Annotated in this window: 17 protein-coding genes; 3 read left to right on the top strand and 14 right to left on the bottom strand. The window is 41.4% G+C overall.

What is annotated here, in order from left to right; all coding sequences use genetic code 11:
• Window positions 1-9 precede the first annotated feature (9 nt).
• Window positions 10-399: a hotdog fold thioesterase gene (locus BA1_RS07050; protein WP_008357176.1), complete on the top strand. Its 390-nt coding sequence runs from the start codon at window positions 10-12 to the stop codon at window positions 397-399.
• 94 nt (window positions 400-493) lie between these two features.
• Here BA1_RS07050 and mnhG read toward each other — a convergent pair whose 3' ends face one another.
• The 7 genes from mnhG to BA1_RS07015 are packed head-to-tail and all read right to left on the bottom strand — an operon-like array spanning window position 494 to window position 6,270.
• Complete coding sequence (mnhG, locus tag BA1_RS07045; protein ID WP_008357174.1) at window positions 494-868, bottom strand: monovalent cation/H(+) antiporter subunit G; 375 nt, start codon at window positions 866-868, stop codon at window positions 494-496.
• The gene (locus BA1_RS07040) at window positions 852-1,133 is read right to left on the bottom strand and encodes a Na(+)/H(+) antiporter subunit F1 (RefSeq protein ID WP_008357172.1); all 282 of its coding nucleotides are present in this window, start codon (window positions 1,131-1,133) and stop codon (window positions 852-854) included. The genes mnhG and BA1_RS07040 overlap by 17 nt, the downstream gene beginning before the upstream one ends.
• Window positions 1,133-1,612: a Na+/H+ antiporter subunit E gene (locus BA1_RS07035; protein ID WP_008357170.1), complete on the bottom strand. Its 480-nt coding sequence runs from the start codon at window positions 1,610-1,612 to the stop codon at window positions 1,133-1,135. Before BA1_RS07035 ends, BA1_RS07040 begins: the two co-directional genes overlap by 1 nt.
• 6 nt (window positions 1,613-1,618) lie before the next feature.
• Window positions 1,619-3,097: a Na+/H+ antiporter subunit D gene (locus BA1_RS07030; RefSeq protein WP_008357168.1), complete on the bottom strand. Its 1,479-nt coding sequence runs from the start codon at window positions 3,095-3,097 to the stop codon at window positions 1,619-1,621.
• Window positions 3,090-3,431 carry a Na(+)/H(+) antiporter subunit C gene (locus BA1_RS07025; protein ID WP_003213576.1) on the bottom strand — a complete coding sequence of 114 codons (342 nt, stop codon included), beginning with the start codon at window positions 3,429-3,431 and terminating at the stop codon, window positions 3,090-3,092. The genes BA1_RS07030 and BA1_RS07025 overlap by 8 nt, the downstream gene beginning before the upstream one ends.
• Complete coding sequence (locus BA1_RS07020; protein WP_008357166.1) at window positions 3,431-3,862, bottom strand: Na(+)/H(+) antiporter subunit B; 432 nt, start codon at window positions 3,860-3,862, stop codon at window positions 3,431-3,433. Before BA1_RS07020 ends, BA1_RS07025 begins: the two co-directional genes overlap by 1 nt.
• The gene (locus BA1_RS07015) at window positions 3,859-6,270 is read right to left on the bottom strand and encodes a Na+/H+ antiporter subunit A (RefSeq protein WP_008357164.1); all 2,412 of its coding nucleotides are present in this window, start codon (window positions 6,268-6,270) and stop codon (window positions 3,859-3,861) included. The genes BA1_RS07020 and BA1_RS07015 overlap by 4 nt, the downstream gene beginning before the upstream one ends.
• Window positions 6,271-6,488: 218 nt before the next feature.
• Between BA1_RS07015 and BA1_RS07010 the strand changes: the two genes are divergently transcribed.
• Window positions 6,489-6,698 carry a hypothetical protein gene (locus tag BA1_RS07010; protein WP_008357162.1) on the top strand — a complete coding sequence of 70 codons (210 nt, stop codon included), beginning with the start codon at window positions 6,489-6,491 and terminating at the stop codon, window positions 6,696-6,698.
• Between the two features lie 77 nt (window positions 6,699-6,775).
• Here BA1_RS07010 and BA1_RS07005 read toward each other — a convergent pair whose 3' ends face one another.
• The 7 genes from BA1_RS07005 to malK form a co-directional block, all read right to left on the bottom strand.
• The gene (locus BA1_RS07005) at window positions 6,776-8,113 is read right to left on the bottom strand and encodes a 2-hydroxycarboxylate transporter family protein (protein WP_008357160.1); all 1,338 of its coding nucleotides are present in this window, start codon (window positions 8,111-8,113) and stop codon (window positions 6,776-6,778) included.
• Between the two features lie 176 nt (window positions 8,114-8,289).
• Window positions 8,290-9,249, bottom strand: coding sequence for an ABC transporter permease (locus tag BA1_RS07000; RefSeq protein ID WP_008357158.1), 960 nt, complete (start codon window positions 9,247-9,249; stop codon window positions 8,290-8,292).
• A complete protein-coding gene (locus BA1_RS06995; protein WP_008357156.1) occupies window positions 9,250-10,296 on the bottom strand; it encodes an ABC transporter permease in 1,047 nt (348 codons plus the stop codon).
• Window positions 10,289-11,824 carry an ABC transporter ATP-binding protein gene (locus BA1_RS06990; protein ID WP_008357154.1) on the bottom strand — a complete coding sequence of 512 codons (1,536 nt, stop codon included), beginning with the start codon at window positions 11,822-11,824 and terminating at the stop codon, window positions 10,289-10,291. Before BA1_RS06990 ends, BA1_RS06995 begins: the two co-directional genes overlap by 8 nt.
• 159 nt (window positions 11,825-11,983) lie before the next feature.
• Window positions 11,984-13,066 (bottom strand): BMP family lipoprotein, encoded by a 1,083-nt coding sequence (locus tag BA1_RS06985; protein ID WP_008357152.1) that lies wholly within the window; start codon window positions 13,064-13,066, stop codon window positions 11,984-11,986.
• A gap of 395 nt (window positions 13,067-13,461) precedes the next feature.
• A complete protein-coding gene (locus BA1_RS06980; protein WP_008357151.1) occupies window positions 13,462-14,169 on the bottom strand; it encodes a response regulator in 708 nt (235 codons plus the stop codon).
• Window positions 14,162-15,763, bottom strand: coding sequence for a malate sensor histidine kinase MalK (malK, locus tag BA1_RS06975; RefSeq protein WP_008357148.1), 1,602 nt, complete (start codon window positions 15,761-15,763; stop codon window positions 14,162-14,164). The genes BA1_RS06980 and malK overlap by 8 nt, the downstream gene beginning before the upstream one ends.
• A gap of 186 nt (window positions 15,764-15,949) precedes the next feature.
• Here malK and BA1_RS06970 point away from each other — a divergent pair, with 186 nt between their 5' ends.
• A complete protein-coding gene (locus BA1_RS06970) occupies window positions 15,950-16,507 on the top strand; it encodes a YufK family protein (protein WP_008357146.1) in 558 nt (185 codons plus the stop codon).
• Window positions 16,508-16,583 lie beyond the last annotated feature (76 nt).

Raw genomic sequence — 16,583 nt, 5'->3', positions numbered from 1 at the left:
AGGGCCTTGATGGATGTAAGTGGATCAAATACACTGCTTGAGGCACTGGGTATTGAAATTGTGGAATGCAATCAGTCACGCTGCGTGGCGACAATGCCAGTCGATCACCGAACAAAACAGCCATTTGGATTACTGCACGGAGGCGCGTCAGCTGCTCTAGCAGAAACAGTGGCGAGCATGGGGGCTGCTGCTCATTTAGATGTAACTCAGCAGGTTTGCTCAGGTATTGAGATCAATGCCAATCATTTAAAATCTGTACGTGATGGAGTGGTGACAGCTACAGCTGTTCCTGTACATGTAGGACGGCGTACAATGGTATTCCAAGTCGATATAAAAGATGATCGAGACCGTCATATCTGTACGTCAAGATGTACACTTGCTGTCATTGATCGCATATAAAAAAGCTCCCGATGCGGAAGCTTTTTTTATATTCTTTTAGGAACATCTAATCATGAACATGAAGTGAACAGGACCTGAATGTCTGGTTCTTCATTTATAAATAAGAGTCTTCTTTTCGCTTAATGACAAAGTTACGGAAACCGCCATAATCATCTTGGACACTTCGTTTATCCATTTTCACACCAGTATTGTAAGCAGCTCTTCCGATTAAATGAGCGCCAACTGGTGCAGTAAGGAAGATAAAAACAATCCCAAGCAAAATTTTTGCGGAGATGACCCCTGTCAGAAACCACTCGTGAAAGAACACACCAACTAAAATGAGGACAACGCCAAGTGTCGAAGCTTTTGATGCAGCATGCATACGTGTGTAAACATCAGGCAGGCGAAGGACACCAATGGCTGCGATCAGACAAAGGATTGCCCCAAGCAGGATAAAGAAAATGACGATGGCTTTAGCGATGACGATCATTTTCAATCACTTCCCCTTTCTCAAGGAATTTGGAAAAAGCGACAGTGCCGATAAAGGCAAGGATACCGAGCAGTAAAATAATTTCAAAGAACGTAGTGGTTCTCAGTAAAATGGACACGATGGCTGTCATTCCAATTAAATTGATACCTATCGCATCAAGCGCACTAACGCGATCAGGAATAGAAGGTCCTTTGATAACCCGTATAACAAAAAGCAAAGTAGACAACGCAAGAATGCCAAGTGAAATTTGCAATAGAAGGTCCATTACTTACCGCTCACCTCCTGAATCGCTTTTTCAAATGAAACCCGAATATCGTGAATGGCTTTTTCAGCATCTTCAATATCCATGGCATGAATGTATAAAATCGACCGATCATCCGAAATATCAATGACCAGTGTACCGGGTGTTAATGTAATCATATTGGCTAGTATGGTGATTTCCCAATCTGTTTTTAAGTCTGTACGAAAGGCGAAGATACCAGGCTTGATCTGCAGCTTTGGAGATAACACCGTCTTTAGTACACTCAAATTGGCAAGAAGCAGCTCCCGGACAAAAATGATCACAAGCTTGAAAATCGCATAAAGGGCATAGCCATAAAAACGTTGCGGGAAGAAGCGCCGCAGCATAAAAATGGCGATCATCCCTAATGCAAATCCTGATACAAAGTCAGCAGCTCTGTATGTATCATTCATAAACATCCATGTAAAGGCGAGGAGAGCATTTAATAATATTTGAAAGGCCATGTTCATCTACTCCTTCAGCACAGCTTGAATATATTTTTCTGGTGTTGAAAGCATTTCTGCAGCTTGATTGATATAAGGTGCAATGAATTCTGTCCCTAATCCAATCGCAAGCGATAAGACTACAAGCAGTACTCCAGGGTACACCATTCCTCTAATGGATGGCTTTCTTCTTGGCATATCCTGTTCCTTGCCCCAAAATGCGAGCATGAAAATCCTCATAATAGAATAAAGGACAAGAAGACTGGACAGTAAAACAAGAATAGAAAACGTCATGTATCCAGCAGAGAATCCACCTTCCACAATTTTTAGCTTGCCAACAAATCCACTAAGCGGCGGGATACCTGCAAGAGATAAAGCTGATAGGAAGAACATCCAGCCGAGCAGAGGCTGGGATTGAATCAGTCCGCCCATTTTTTTTAAGTGATTGGTACCAGCATACACAAACAGTGCCCCTGCCAGCATAAATAAAGCGCCTTTGATCACCATATCGTGAATGAGATAATAAATGGCACCTTGGAGTGATGCCGGTGTATTGGCTGCAATTCCAAACAAAATGACGCCAACAGCTGTGACAATGTTATAAATTACGATTTTTTGCACATCAGCATAGGCGATAGACCCAATGACACCGAATATAACCGTTAGTGCGGCAAGCCAAGCCATGATTGTATGTGTAAAACCTGTATCATGTATAAAAATGAGCGTAAAGACTCTGGCAATTGCATATAAACCGACCTTTGTCAGCAGTGCGCCAAACAAAGCCGAAATCGCTGCTGGCGGTGCATGATAGGATCCTGGCAGCCAGAAATAAAGCGGGAAGACCCCAGCTTTTAAGCCAAATACAATCAGGAACAGAATAGAAATAACGGTGATTAACCCCGTTTGCCCTGATTCAGCTATTTTTACACTTAAATCAGCCATATTCAGTGTGCCTGTGACTGCATATAAACAAGCGACACCAACAATAAATAATGCCGATGAAATGATATTAAACACGATGTATTTCAGTGATTCACGGAGCTGAGGCTTTGATCCCCCCAGCACAATGAGCATATAAGACGCCATCAGCAGTAATTCAAAGAAGACAAATAGGTTGAAAATATCCCCTGTTAAAAAGGCACCACTGACGCCAGCTAACAAGAACTGTACGCCAGAATAATAGAACAGCCGCTCTCTTTCTTTCCCAATCGTTTGAAAGGAAAAAAGAACTGTGACAAGACCCACGAGCGAAGCGGTCAGCACGAGAAGTGCGGCAAACTGATCTGCCACAAGGGCAATGCCAAATGGCGCTTTCCAGCCGCCCAAATAAAGGGTTTGTATGCCGTTTGTGAAAATCGTTTGCACCAAATAGATATTACACATCACAGCTGAAAGTGATGCAAAGACACTAAAGCCTCTCGACAGCATGATGTTTTTATTCATAAAGATTAATAATGTAGCGGCTAGTAATGGAATTAATATAGGCAGGATCACGAGATTATTCATGCTGATCATTTCCTCTCATTTGATCCATGTCATCTGTTCTCAGCTCTTGGAAGGCACGGAAGGCCATCACGAGCAAAAAGGATGTTACACCAAAAGCAATGACAATGGCTGTTAAAATTAATGCTTGTGGCAATGGATCTACATAGGATGTGAGCCCCTCTTTCAAAATAGGAGGTGCTCCCTTTTTCAAGCCGCCCATTGTTAATAAAAGCAAATGGACGCCGTGACTTAAAACGGCCGTACCGACGATGACCCGCAGAAGGCTTTTTGAAAGCATTAAATAGGTCGCCGCCATAAAGATAATTCCGACGATAATAGACATTAGAAATTCCATTATTCCTTCTCTCCAATCGTTTGAATAATGGTCATGGTAACACCAACAACAACCAAATACACACCGATATCAAACAGTACAGCTGTCGCCAGCTCTGTTTTCCCTAGAAACGGCAGTTGGAAATAATCAAATGCATGGGATAGAAAAGGTGCTCCGAACAGAAAAGATCCCATACCTGTTAGGATGGCAACGAGCAAACCGGCACCAGCCACATAAATAAAGTCAAATGGTAAAATGCGTCTGACTGTTTTAAGATCATAGGCTAAAAGCAGAAGGACGACAGCACCAGCACTCATCAAACCGCCAATGAATCCTCCGCCAGGATTGTTATGTCCTGCAAGAAAGAGGTGAAGTGAGAAAAGCAAGATGATGAATGCTGTGATTTTTGTTGTGACTTGTAAGAGCATATCATTCGTATCAATCTTTCTCATCGCCGTACGCCTCTCTTCCGTTTTCCTTGTGCTTTTACCTTCAATAATCCATAAATACCGAGTGCCGCAATGGCCAGCACTGTAATCTCAAAGAGTGTATCAAAGCCCCTGAAATCGACAAGAATGACATTGACAATATTGTCTCCGCCAGCCAGTTTGTAGCTGTTTTCAATGAAGTACGTTGAAATTGTGTCAAGAGACTGCTGGCTTGTTGAAGCGAAAGCAAGACAGGTGACAACGACTCCAACACCTAATGAGATGATCAAATTTGTTAATTTAAATCTTCGTGTTTTTTGTTTCAGACTCAGCTTCGGCAAATGATAGAAGCAAAGTAAAAACAGTGCAACAGAAATCGTTTCAATAATGAGCTGTGTCAGCGCAAGATCAGGTGCTCTGAAAATCACGAAGAATAATGACAGGGTGTATCCCATGACACCTAGAGCAATAATAGCTGTTAAGCGTGAACGAGCGAATACCGTAGTGACAGTTGCCGCCACCATCACAAGTGAAAGGATGGCTTCGTACGTACCGATCGGTGCAGCTTGATCCGGTTGAAATGAGAAGGCTTGCTGGTAAAACATGACGCTTCCAAGCAGAATCACCATGAAACCAAACACATAGACAAGGTAGTCACGTAGGAAACCTGTCATGTAACCGCTTGTCAGGCGATATGAGCCTTTTTCTATTCCTATCAGCGAACGATCATATAAAGCGTTCAATGACCATTTTTCCTTAAAGATATTGTATATCGGACGCCACTTTGACATCGTCAAATAACCGATTGTGCCGAGCGCAATAACACCTATTGTCATATAAAGCTCTGGCTGGAATCCATGCCAAGCTTCAATTTTCACAGCAAAACGACTTCCTGTATCAATGGCTTCAGGAATAATTGCTTGAATAGCAGGTTCAATGACAGAATAGGCAAGGATATTAGGGAAAAAGAAGAAAGTGACCACAAGTGCAGCGAGAATCATTGGCGGAATAAGCATACCAATCGGTGCTTCATGCGGTTTTTTCTCCAATTGATCGACCTTTAGACGACCTCTGAATGTTTTAAAGAGGAGCATCATACTGTAAATGAACGTAAACACACTAGCAAGCCAAGCGATGGCAGGGAAGATAGCACCCCATGTGGAAACATCGGTAAAGCTGATGTCAGAGATACGGATCATACTTGTGAAAAATAGTTCTTTACTTAAGAAACCATTAAATGGCGGAAGTCCGGCCATCGAGAATGTACCAATTAACATAATCGTAAAGGTAATAGGCATGATGGTCATTAATCCGCCTAATTTACGAATATCACGTGTACCTGTTTCGTGATCAACTATTCCAGCTGCCATAAAGAGACTGCCTTTAAAGGTAGCATGGTTAATGAGATGAAAAATAGCAGCAAGTACGGCTGCGCCAAAAAAGGCAGGATTGTTTTCATGAATCGCAGCTGCACCTACTCCAAGCATGAGCATGATCATGCCGAGCTGACTAACGGTAGAAAAGGCCAAAATGGCTTTTAAATCGTTTTGCCGGACAGCATGGAATGATCCCCAGAATAATGTGACAAGTCCAACGATTGAAATCGTCCAAAACCAAACTTCTGATATAGCAAAGATTGGGCTAAAGCGGGCAACGAGATAAATGCCGGCTTTCACCATAGTGGCAGAATGCAAATAACTGCTCACAGGGGTTGGTGCTTCCATCGCATCAGGCAGCCAAATGTAAAATGGGAATTGTGCTGATTTCGTAAAGGCACCTAATAAGATCAGGATCATGGCAGGAATAAAATAAGGCGATGCCATCAGGAGCTGAAGCTGATTGACTGCTTCTCGAATACTGAATGAATCAGTGATGAGATAAATGAGAATGAAGCCGCCGAGCATAGCTAATCCGCCAAAAACAGTAATAAGCAGTGATTTGGTTGCTCCGTAACGAGAGCGGTCCCGCTGATACCAATACCCAATTAAGAGAAAGGAAGAGATGCTCGTTAGCTCCCAAAACAAGTAAAGAACGACCATGTTGTCTGAAAGAACCACACCAAGCATAGCGGTCATAAACATCAATAAATACGTATAAAAAGAGCCAAGTTGTTCTTTTTCCTTTGATAAGTAGAAAATACTGTATAAGACGACAAGTGCGCCAATTCCTGTAATCAATAACGTAAATAACAAACTAAGGCCGTCTACATATACAGTGAAATTCATTCCAAGGGAAGGAATCCATTCGGCCTGTGAGAACAACGTTCGTTCATTTGATGTCATCGTGATCATCTGGACAAAATAGATAAATAATAGAATTGGCAGGATAAGAACAAACCATCCCGTATGTATACGCTTTACATATTTAAAAAGAAAAGGCACAACAAACGCAAGCAAAAAAGGCGATAGGATGGCGAAGTGAATAAGCTGCAAGAAAATAAACCTCCTTTGATCAATGTAAATTCACGTTCTAAAGAACTGGTAATTAAAATTATAGCGTAAACACAGCTATAGCGCATTGGTTTGAACTGATTTACGGCAAATTGAATTCATTTTAAGTTCTTTTGACCATAAAATAATTTTATCAAAAATAAAACTCATTGTATATTGTTTTGTATTTCGTACATGCTTTTCTTAAAGGAGCTGATTACATGAAACTAAAAGCGGGCATCAGCTTAAGTATATTCTGCACGATTTTAGGAGGAGCATTCTTCATAGAACGAAATGATCAAAAAAGGTGGCAGGCTGGGAGTGAATGGCCGCTATTTTCTGAGCACCTCATTCATATGACCTACCAAGAGACCAAACAATATCCTTTTCAGCCCCGTGAATATTTACGAATTGTATTAGCTGATGAATAAGGTCTTATAGGAGAAAAGAAATATAAAAAAAGCATGGCCCCTTTATGAGGGCTCATGCTTTTTAGTGGTTGTATGGATTAAGTAAACATTCTGAGTAAGATCGTTGCGCAAATAACAGTTGCTGCGCCGCCAAGACGTGTAGATACTTGAGCGAACGGCATAAGACCCATTCTTCCAGAAGCTGAAAGAATCGCAACGTCACCAGTACCGCCGAGTCCACTGTGGCAGCCAGTCACAATCGCAGATTCTACTGGATACATGTTCATTAATTTACCAACAAAGTAACCAGAACCAACCATTCCTAGAACAACTGCGATACATACACAAATGAAAGGAATTGAGATAACAGTTGCTACATCATCAAGTGGAATGTAGAGAATCCCTAAACCAACCATAAGCGGCCAAGTAAAGCTTTTCGATACAAACTTGTAGAACTGCTGTGAACCATTTTGCAGATGCTGAGGCATCACGTTTAAGTATTTGATTAATGCTGCAAGAACAATCATTAAGATTGGCCCAGGAATATGAATAAAGCTTTCTAACAAACCACCAAAGATGAAGGTTGTACAAGCAACGAGTACACCTGCACCCATTAAACCGAAATCAACTTTCGTATCCATTTCAGGCTGTTCGAAAATGTCGTTTGCTTCTTTCGATTTAACAAGTCGTCCATTTCCGTTTAGTTCAGGACGTTTTTCACCAAGCTTTTTCATTGCACCAGCACAGATGATGGCAATCACGTTCCCAATGACAGCAGCAGGAATTAATTGAGAAATTAATGACTCTGCTGATACACCAAGAATTTGTGAATAAGCAATAGATAATGGCAATATCCCTTCACCAACACCACCGGCAATAATCGGTACAATAATATAGAAGAAAGAATGATGCGGTGTGTAACCAACTAAAAGACCAACAAGAATTCCGGCAGCTACAGCTGTAATTGTACCTGCAACAAGAGGAACAAACATACGAATAAGGCCTTGTACTAAAACAGTTCTTTGCATCCCAAGAATACTACCTACTACAAGAGCAGAAATATAGAAGTAAAGGAAGTTCGACGTTTTCATCAGAGACGTAACCGCTTCCAACGAATTCGGATTCAGAACATGAAAAAAGACCAGGAACGATGGTACGAATAAAGAAAGAATCGCCGGTCCACCAATATCTTTTAAGATTGGAATACGTTGTCCTATATCCCCAAGGAAAATCCCCAAAATCATAATAACAGCGAAACCACCAAGCATATTTGCTGGAATTTTATTGAAATAAGCGGCAGTTAAAATAATCGCTGCAAGTACTAAATACACAGGAAGATCAATAACACCAATTTTCCAAGACAGAATCTTTTGGAAAACGCTTTTATTATTGTCAGAATCATTTGTAATCGATTTCAATTGTTGTGCATTAGCCACATAAACACCCCCAAATGCTATTTGACTCAATTGTAGAAGATTCAATGTCACTCTTCTATTTATTAAACTAAATTAAGTGTAATAAAAGTAAAATAAATGGAGGGATTTTTCGTTTTTATCATACAAAAATCCCCTGAGGATAGTTTGTCCTTCAGGGGATTGAACATACATTGTATTTATCGTTTTCCTTTTAAATAAGGCGTACCAAGTGCTTTTGGTGCATCTGCACGTCCGATGAACCCAGTGAGGGCCAAAATTGTAAGCACATATGGTGCAATGAGCATATACACATTCGGTATATCTTGAAACAGCGGCAAGAGAGAGCCGATGATGCTTAAACTTTGTGCAAATCCAAAGAATAATGCAGCGCCCATTGCGCCAAATGGATGCCATTTACCGAATACAAGCGCAGCTAAAGCAATGAAGCCTTGACCAGTAATGGTGGCGTGAGAGAAATCAAGAGCGATGGTTGACGCATATACAGCTCCGCCAAGACCGCCAAACAGTCCACTAATGAAGACGCCGATATAGCGCATCCGGTACACGTTGATTCCCATTGTATCAGCAGCCATTGGGTGCTCCCCAACTGCACGAAGGCGCAAGCCAAATGGCATTTTAAATAAGACAAACCAAGCGACAACTGCAAGAGCTAATGCGAGTATCGACGTATAATACACATCTTTAAAGAAAATATCACCAATGATTGGAATATCACTTAAAAGGGGAATATCTCCTTTATAGAAAGGCTCTGTAATTTTATCTGTCTGTGCTTTACCATAAATCAGCTTCACAACAAACAGTGTAGCGCCGAGGGCAAGCATGTTAATCGCTACACCACTGACCGTTTGATCTGCTCGAAACGTAATGGTGGCAACAGCGTGAATGAGTGAGAACAACCCGCCAATGGCCATTCCGACAAGAAGACCAAGCCACGGGGTCAAGGCACCAAACGTATCAGCAAAAAATAAGTTAAAGATAATACTAGAAAATGCTCCGACGACCATCAACCCTTCAAGACCGATATTGACTACACCTGATCTTTCTGAAAAGACGCCTCCAAGAGCGGTTAAAATAAGTGGTGCAGCATAAACAAGTGTAGCTGGGACGATGATTTCAAGAATTTGCAGAAATCCCACTTATTTTCCCCCCTTTTTCTTCATTTGTTGAATCACAAGACGGATAACATAGCTTGAGGCGACGAAAAGAATAATGATCGCAATGACAATATCAACGACCTCAGTCGGTACGCCAGATTCAAGCGGCATATTTAAAGCACCGACCTTCAATCCACCAAGCAATAAGGCAGCAAGAACGACACCAATGGCCGTGTTTCCGCCTAATAAGGCAACGGCGATTCCATCAAAGCCGACGCCAGTGAACGAGCCTTTAATAGAGGCATATTCAAAGGTTCCAAGCCCCTCCATAGCGCCTGCAAGACCTGCAAAGGCACCAGAAATCAGCATTGCGTAAATGATATTGCGGCGAACGTTCATCCCGGCATAATGGGAGGCGTGCTGGTTCATACCAACAGCTCGCAATTCAAACCCTTTAGAGGTTTTCTGAATAATGACCCACATCACAACGGCCGCAATAATGGCAATAAAAATTCCATTATGCATTCTAGAGAAATCGGTGATCTGCTCAAAAAATCCAGAGCGAAGCGAAGCTGTTGCATCAATTTTTTCCGTTTTATCTTTATTGCTTGTTAAGACATTTGAGATCAAATAGTTTGTCACATGAAGGGCAATATAGTTCATCATAATGGTGACAATCACTTCATGAACATAAAAACGAGCTTTTAAAAATCCAGGAATAAAGCCCCATAATGCACCAGCAGCAGCGGCTGTGATCAGTGCAAGAGGAAGATGGATATACATAGGTGCATGGACGGTTGTTCCGATCCATACAGATGCAATCCAGCCAATGAGCAATTGACCTTCTACTCCGATATTAAAGAGACCTGTCCGAAATGCAAAGGCAACAGCAAGTCCCGATAAAATATAAGGTGTGACTTGTCTGATGGTTTCTCCCATATAATATGTTTCACCGAAGACGCCATTCCAAAGGGCGCTATAGCCTTCGATGACACTATAACCGCTTGCCAGCATGATAATGGCCCCAACGAAAAGACCAAGTACAATGGCTATAAGCGGAATCAGCAGATTTGTTAAGCGATTAGACATTTGCTTCTTTCCCCACTTCCTGTTGCGTACTTCCAGCCATCAATAGACCAAGTTCTTGCTCTGTTGTATCTTTTGGATCAACAATGGCAATAATGCTGCCTTCAAAAATGACAGCGATCTTATCACTGACATTGATAATTTCATCAAGCTCAAAGGAGATGAGCAGAACGGCTTTGCCCGCATCTCTTTGTTCAATGAGACGCTTATGAACAAATTCAATTGCCCCAACATCGAGACCGCGTGTCGGCTGAGCGGCAATTAATAAATCCGGATTGCGGTCAACTTCACGGCCAATAATGGCTTTTTGCTGGTTACCGCCTGATAGCGCACGTGCTTCTGTATATTCACTAGGTGTCCGCACGTCATATTCAGTCATGATTCGTTTTGCTTTTTGATAAATGTTTTTCATATTCAGCAAACCAAACTTTGAATAAGGGCGCTGATAATACGTTTGTAAGGAAATATTTTCTCCAATTGAAAAATCAAGCACAAGTCCATGCTTATGACGATCCTGTGGAATATGTCCAATTCCAGATTCGGTCACCTTGCGTGGCGGGAGATTTTGAATGGGTTTCCCGTTTAGCAAGATCGTGCCAGATTCCGTTTTTTTCAGACCTGTAATGGCTTCAATCAATTCAGATTGACCATTTCCGTCGACACCAGCAATTCCGACAATCTCGCCAGCCCTCACGGATAGGTTCAGCTGTTTAACTGCTTCAATTCCTCGGGCGTCTTTGACAGTGAGGTCTTGAATTTGCAGTACTTCTTCAGCAGGGGAGGCTGCTTTTTTGTCTGTCTTAAATGAGACTTCCCGGCCGACCATTAAGCTGGCAAGCTCGTCTTTGTTTGTGCTTTCCACATCAAGTGTACGAATGCCTTGTCCTTTTCGGATAATGGTGACGCGATGACAGGAATCCATAATTTCTTTCAACTTGTGGGTAATTAAAATAATGGATTTGCCTTCATGAATTAAGTTTTTCATAATCTGTATGAGTTCTTTTATTTCTTGAGGTGTTAAGACGGCTGTTGGTTCATCGAAGATTAAGATGTCAGCGCCGCGGTAAAGTGTTTTTAAGATTTCTGCTCGCTGCTGCATACCGACCGAGATGTCAGATACTTTTGCGGAAGGGTCTATTTTCAGCCCATAGCGGTCAGAAAGCTCCTGAACTTGCTGAATGGCTTGTTCTTTGTCAATCTTTCCAAGCTTCTTTGGCTCTTTTCCTAAAATGATGTTTTCAGCAACAGTGAATGTATCGACTAGCATAAAGTGCTGATGAACCATTCCGATGCCTAAATCACTGGCATCATTTGGGCTTGAGATCGTAACAGGTTTTCCGTGTACCTTGATTTCACCTTTTTCAGGCTGATAAAGGCCGAAAAGCACGTTCATGAGCGTTGATTTTCCAGCGCCGTTTTCACCAAGCAGCGCATGAATTTCGCCCTTCTTTAGCTGCAGCGTGATGTTATCGTTTGCTACAATACCAGGGAATTCTTTGCGTATATTCAACATTTCAATGACATAATCCACAGGTTTAACCGCTCCTTTTTTAGGGTGCTGATGAAGATAAAAACTAGCAAAAGAAAAGCTGCAAAACAAGGCTGCAGCTTTTCTTTTACCACCTTTTACGAATAAAGAGGAGGTAAAGGAGAGGCAAGGGGATAAGACGTGCTTATCCCGATGCTCAAATTAAGCTTTAAAATCTTTTAGTTCATCACGTGTTGCAGGGATTTTGACTTCTCCCTTGATGATTTTTTGTTTCCATTCTTCAACTTTCTTCAATACATCTTTGTCAAGGTTGTCCTGAGATGGAGAGATGTCAACGCCGCCTTCTTTCAGACCGTATGTGATCACTTCACCGCCAGGGAAATTGCCTTCTTTTGCTTTTGTTGTTAAGTCTTGAACCGCAGTGTCAACTTTCTTAATCATAGAAGTAAGGGTGACACTTTGATCTGTTCCAGGTACTTTTCCTTCGTCATACTGATCTTTATCAACACCGATAACCCATACTTTACGGTCAGGATCAGCTTTTTTCAGGTTTTTCGCTTCAGTGAAGACACCTGTTCCAGTGCCGCCTGCTGCGTGATAAATGATATCTACGCCAGATTTGTACATACTTTCAGCTGTTGCTTTACCGATGTCTGCTTTATCGAATGCACCAGCATATTTCACTTCAACTTTTGCTTTCGGGTTAGCTGCTTCAACGCCTGCACGGAAACCAACTTCGAATTTTCTGATTAATTCAGAGTCAACACCGCCAACAAAACCGATTTTGTTCGATTTTGTCGTAAGAGCCGCTGCAACACCTACAAGGAATGATCCTTCGTTTTCGTTAAATGTAATACTTGCTACGTTGTCTTTTTTCACGACTGCATCAACGATAGCAAAGTGGTTTTTCTTGCGTTGATCTGCAATTTCAGTAATCGCATCTTGCATTAAGAAACCAATGCCGTAAATCAAGTCGAATTTTTCACGAGCAAGTGTGTTTAAGTTTGTTGTATAGTCAGCGTCTGATTTAGATTGTAAGTAATCAAAGCCGTTTTTGCCTTTTGTTAAATTGTTATCTTTCCCAAATGCTTGTAGACCTTCCCAAGCTGATTGGTTAAACGATTTGTCATCGACACCACCGACATCAGTTACCATTGCAACAGTGAATTGATCTTTATCTTTTTTGCTTTCACCGCTGTTTGAGCCAGAGTTGCCGCATGCTCCAAGGATGGTTCCTGTTGCTACGACTAAGGACAATGCTAGTCCAATTTTGCGCTTCTTCAAAACATAACCCCCTATAAAATTTAAAAGTTTCAGAAAAGTCTCGCGAAAAAAGACCGACTCTTGTCTTCTCTTATCCTTTTGGAAAGGGTAATTTATCCTGTTTTCTCTTAAAATTGATAGAGACAGAAGAGAAGATGTAAGACATCAGACTTATATCTCGTTGAACTAATCAATCATAATTTATCATTTCCGATCGAATAAATAAATAGAAATTTGTTTTATTTTTAAAAAAATGTTAAAAGGCTTAATTCAATGTCTTTTTATCTGCTGAAATATGATATAATGCCGCTTTTGTGATGTGCTCTACTACAGTGAAAGCACTGATATCAAGGGGTTTGTTACATCTTATGCCATAAAAAAACATCTGGCCTTTGGTCAAGGTCAGATGTGTCAAATTATAGATATTGTTGAATCAAATTCATATTGCTCGTATTCAATTTATATTGGAAAACAGGGCGGCCAATTGTCCCGTATGCCATCTCCACATCAACCACCTCGATATCCTCAAGGAATTTCAAATATTTTCTAATAGAAACCTGGGAGATTTCTGTATGGTTGGCTAGGTCTTCGGTCGTGAAAGCCTGCTGGCCGAATGATTGAATGCTTGTCCAGATGAGTTTGAGTGTGCTCTTGGTCAGGCCTTTTGGCAGAAGAACCTTTTCGGCTTCTGCTTTTTTATGAAAGATCTTCGCATCTAAATCATTTTGCGAGATGCTGTTCATCGTTTGATACAGGGCATGTTTTCGTTTATACTCTGCCAGTGCTGACTGGAACCGTTCGAATTCAAAAGGTTTGATTAAATAATCAACAGCGCCGTTACGCATGGTTTGCTGCACCACATCGACTTCATTGGCAGCAGATATGACGATGACATCAACGGAATGATTTTGCTGACGAATTTCTGATAATAGGGCGAGCCCATTTTGTCCAGGCATATAAATATCAAGAAGGACAAGGTGAATGATGTCTGTCTTCAAACATTCTAGTGCCTGCTGAAACGAGGTGGCAATCCCCTTTAATTCAAAACCATCTATTTGGGTCAGGTAGCGTTTATTCAGCTCCCCAACCATTGGATCATCTTCTACGATCAACACATTAATCATGTGAATCCTCCTTTTGTTTATACGGAATGCGGAGACTAAAAGTCGTTCCTTCTCCTTTTTCACTCGTAACAATCAAATGTCCGTTCAATTTTTTGATACTTTGGTCAACAAAGTAGAGGCCGAATCCTCTGTCTTCTCCTTTTGTTGAGAAGCCTTGCTCAAACATCATTTCCTGTTCTTCCTTTGTCAGACCAACGCCTGTATCTGTGATTTCAATATGAAGCTGCTCCTGGACATATCTGAATGAGATCGAGATGTTTTTGTTCTTTGTATGAGAAACGGCATCGAGTGCGTTGTTTAACAAGTTCCCAATGACGGTAATAAGATCGTGCGTCACAGATGGGTCCTCTGAGTTAGGGACCTGGGTGCTGCAAATGACTTCTAAAGTAGCACCTTGTTCGCGAATGTAGCTTTGTTTCCCTAGTAAAAAGCCTGCTAAGACCGAGTTTTTCACATGGTTGATGATTTCATTTGTTTCTGTCTGTTGATAAATCGCAATATCTTTGATATAGGTGCCAAGGTCATCATAATTCTTCAGCTGTACCAATCCTAAAATGACATGCAGCTTGTTCATGAATTCATGGGACTGGGCACGAAGGGCATTGGCGTACATTTTCACCCCGCTCAGCTGCTCAGCTAGGTGTTTGACTTCTGTTTTGTCACGGAAGGTTGCAATTGCCCCAACAATTTCTCCTTTTACCGTGATTGGTACCTCGTTAAAGACGAGCTCCAGTCCGTTCATTCTGACATCACGATCAAGCAGCGGTTTACGTGTTTCAATCACTTGTTTTAAGCCGCTTGAAGGAAGAAGAGCCTGAACATCCTGTTCTCTAGGATCAACCATAATGCCCATATTATGAAAGAGCCGTTTGGCTTCTGCATTGGCCAGCTTGATTTTACCATGCTGATCGACGGCAAGAATTCCTTCTTTTGTTGATTCTAGCATGGCGCTTCGTTCTTTTAATAATGTCGCAATTTCGTCTGGCTCAAGTCCAAACATAATCTTCTTCACTTTTCGTGCAACAATGAGTGCACCGATAATGCCAGATAGAAGGCTAAGTGATGTGACGAAGTAGAGCGGGATCAAGTTTTGATGAATAATCAAATCAATTTCCTTTAACGTAATCCCTACTGCCACAGCCCCGAGCTGTTTGCCGTCTTTGTTATAAACAGGAACAAAAGCACGCATGGACCTGCCAAGTGTTCCAGATGCCGTACTAATATGTTCTTTCCCATGTAATGCTGGCTTTTCATCACCACCAGCAAAGCGCTTCCCAATCTTTTGCGGATTCGGATGTGTTTTGCGGATACCGTTCATATCCATAACGACAACGAATTCGGTTTTGGTGATACGCTGAACATTGGTTGTATATTTACGCAGTGCTGAATATGAATGATCGTCTTCTAGTGATTTCGCTGTGATCGGCGCCTCTGCGACCATCTTGGCGGTGGAGAGGGCAATGTCACGCTCCTGCTGGTGGATATTTTTGGCTGTTTCCGACCATATCGTAAAGAATGTGATACAGAGGGAGATGAGGACAACAATACAGACAAAGATCGTCAGCCGTGTTTGCAGTCTTAAAGTTTTTTTCACGAGTATACCCCTAACGCGCAATTTTTTCGTAATAGTAATACTTTAACGGGAAAATGTAAGTTTGTGAAGGAATGTACGTGCAAAAATCACAAATTTGATGTTAATTCCAGTTTACTTGGAAAGCATCTTGTCAATCCGTTTTAAGTGAGCCATAATAAATAGGAGCTTATGAGAAAGGATTTATTTATGAAAAATACATATTTGACTGGATATTTTCCGCTAATTTCGATTTTACTATTCAGCTCTGCTTTTTCGATTTTCACAGTAGGCATCACGACTGATTTCTTGACGCAAGCAGGGGTCTTAAAAGGAATGCTGGAATTCTTTTCAGAACAGGGCATCCGTCTTGCTTTATTTGCCGCATTTGCACTTGTTTATTTTATGGTTTTATCTGCTTTAAAACTCATTGCGGATACAGTGTTAGAGTTGGCGCTGCTCTTTTTTGCAAAGGACCCTGAAGGGGAAAACTTAAAGAAAATTAGAATCGCATCGGTTGTTTATTTGTTTGCCAGCTTACTTGCATTTCTATTGACGCAGCAGCTCATTTTGCTGGTGGGACTCTTTGTTTTAGCAAGTCTTATTTATTTTATCTGGGTTGTGGTACGCATTTATCAATCGCTATCCATGCTGAATTTAATTGGATTTATGATGTTTATTCTGCTGTTTTGGGCCACATTTTTGATCGGTATTCTGTACTTATTTATTAAGCTTTATAACAGTGTCATGGCAAGTCTGCCTGCTTAAACAGATGAAAGAAAGCATCCTCCATCATTGGAGGATGCTCAGCGTGTAGACAAACCCTCGCATTCTTTGTCAGTCC

It is taken from the genome of Bacillus xiamenensis (assembly GCF_000300535.1).
GTDB lineage: Bacteria > Bacillota > Bacilli > Bacillales > Bacillaceae > Bacillus > Bacillus xiamenensis.
The sequence above is the reverse complement of the archived record's forward strand: the minus strand, read 5'-3'. Positions and strand labels throughout refer to the sequence as shown.

Coding starts and splice junctions, on each gene's coding strand:
- BA1_RS07050 (WP_008357176.1), top strand. CDS start 10: ATGGATGTAAGTGGATCAAATACACTGCTTGAGGCACTGGGTATTGAA.
- mnhG (WP_008357174.1), bottom strand. CDS start 868: ATGATCGTCATCGCTAAAGCCATCGTCATTTTCTTTATCCTGCTTGGG.
- BA1_RS07040 (WP_008357172.1), bottom strand. CDS start 1,133: ATGGACCTTCTATTGCAAATTTCACTTGGCATTCTTGCGTTGTCTACT.
- BA1_RS07035 (WP_008357170.1), bottom strand. CDS start 1,612: ATGGCCTTTCAAATATTATTAAATGCTCTCCTCGCCTTTACATGGATG.
- BA1_RS07030 (WP_008357168.1), bottom strand. CDS start 3,097: ATGAATAATCTCGTGATCCTGCCTATATTAATTCCATTACTAGCCGCT.
- BA1_RS07025 (WP_003213576.1), bottom strand. CDS start 3,431: ATGGAATTTCTAATGTCTATTATCGTCGGAATTATCTTTATGGCGGCG.
- BA1_RS07020 (WP_008357166.1), bottom strand. CDS start 3,862: ATGAGAAAGATTGATACGAATGATATGCTCTTACAAGTCACAACAAAA.
- BA1_RS07010 (WP_008357162.1), top strand. CDS start 6,489: ATGAAACTAAAAGCGGGCATCAGCTTAAGTATATTCTGCACGATTTTA.
- BA1_RS06995 (WP_008357156.1), bottom strand. CDS start 10,296: ATGTCTAATCGCTTAACAAATCTGCTGATTCCGCTTATAGCCATTGTA.
- BA1_RS06980 (WP_008357151.1), bottom strand. CDS start 14,169: ATGATTAATGTGTTGATCGTAGAAGATGATCCAATGGTTGGGGAGCTG.
- BA1_RS06970 (WP_008357146.1), top strand. CDS start 15,950: ATGAAAAATACATATTTGACTGGATATTTTCCGCTAATTTCGATTTTA.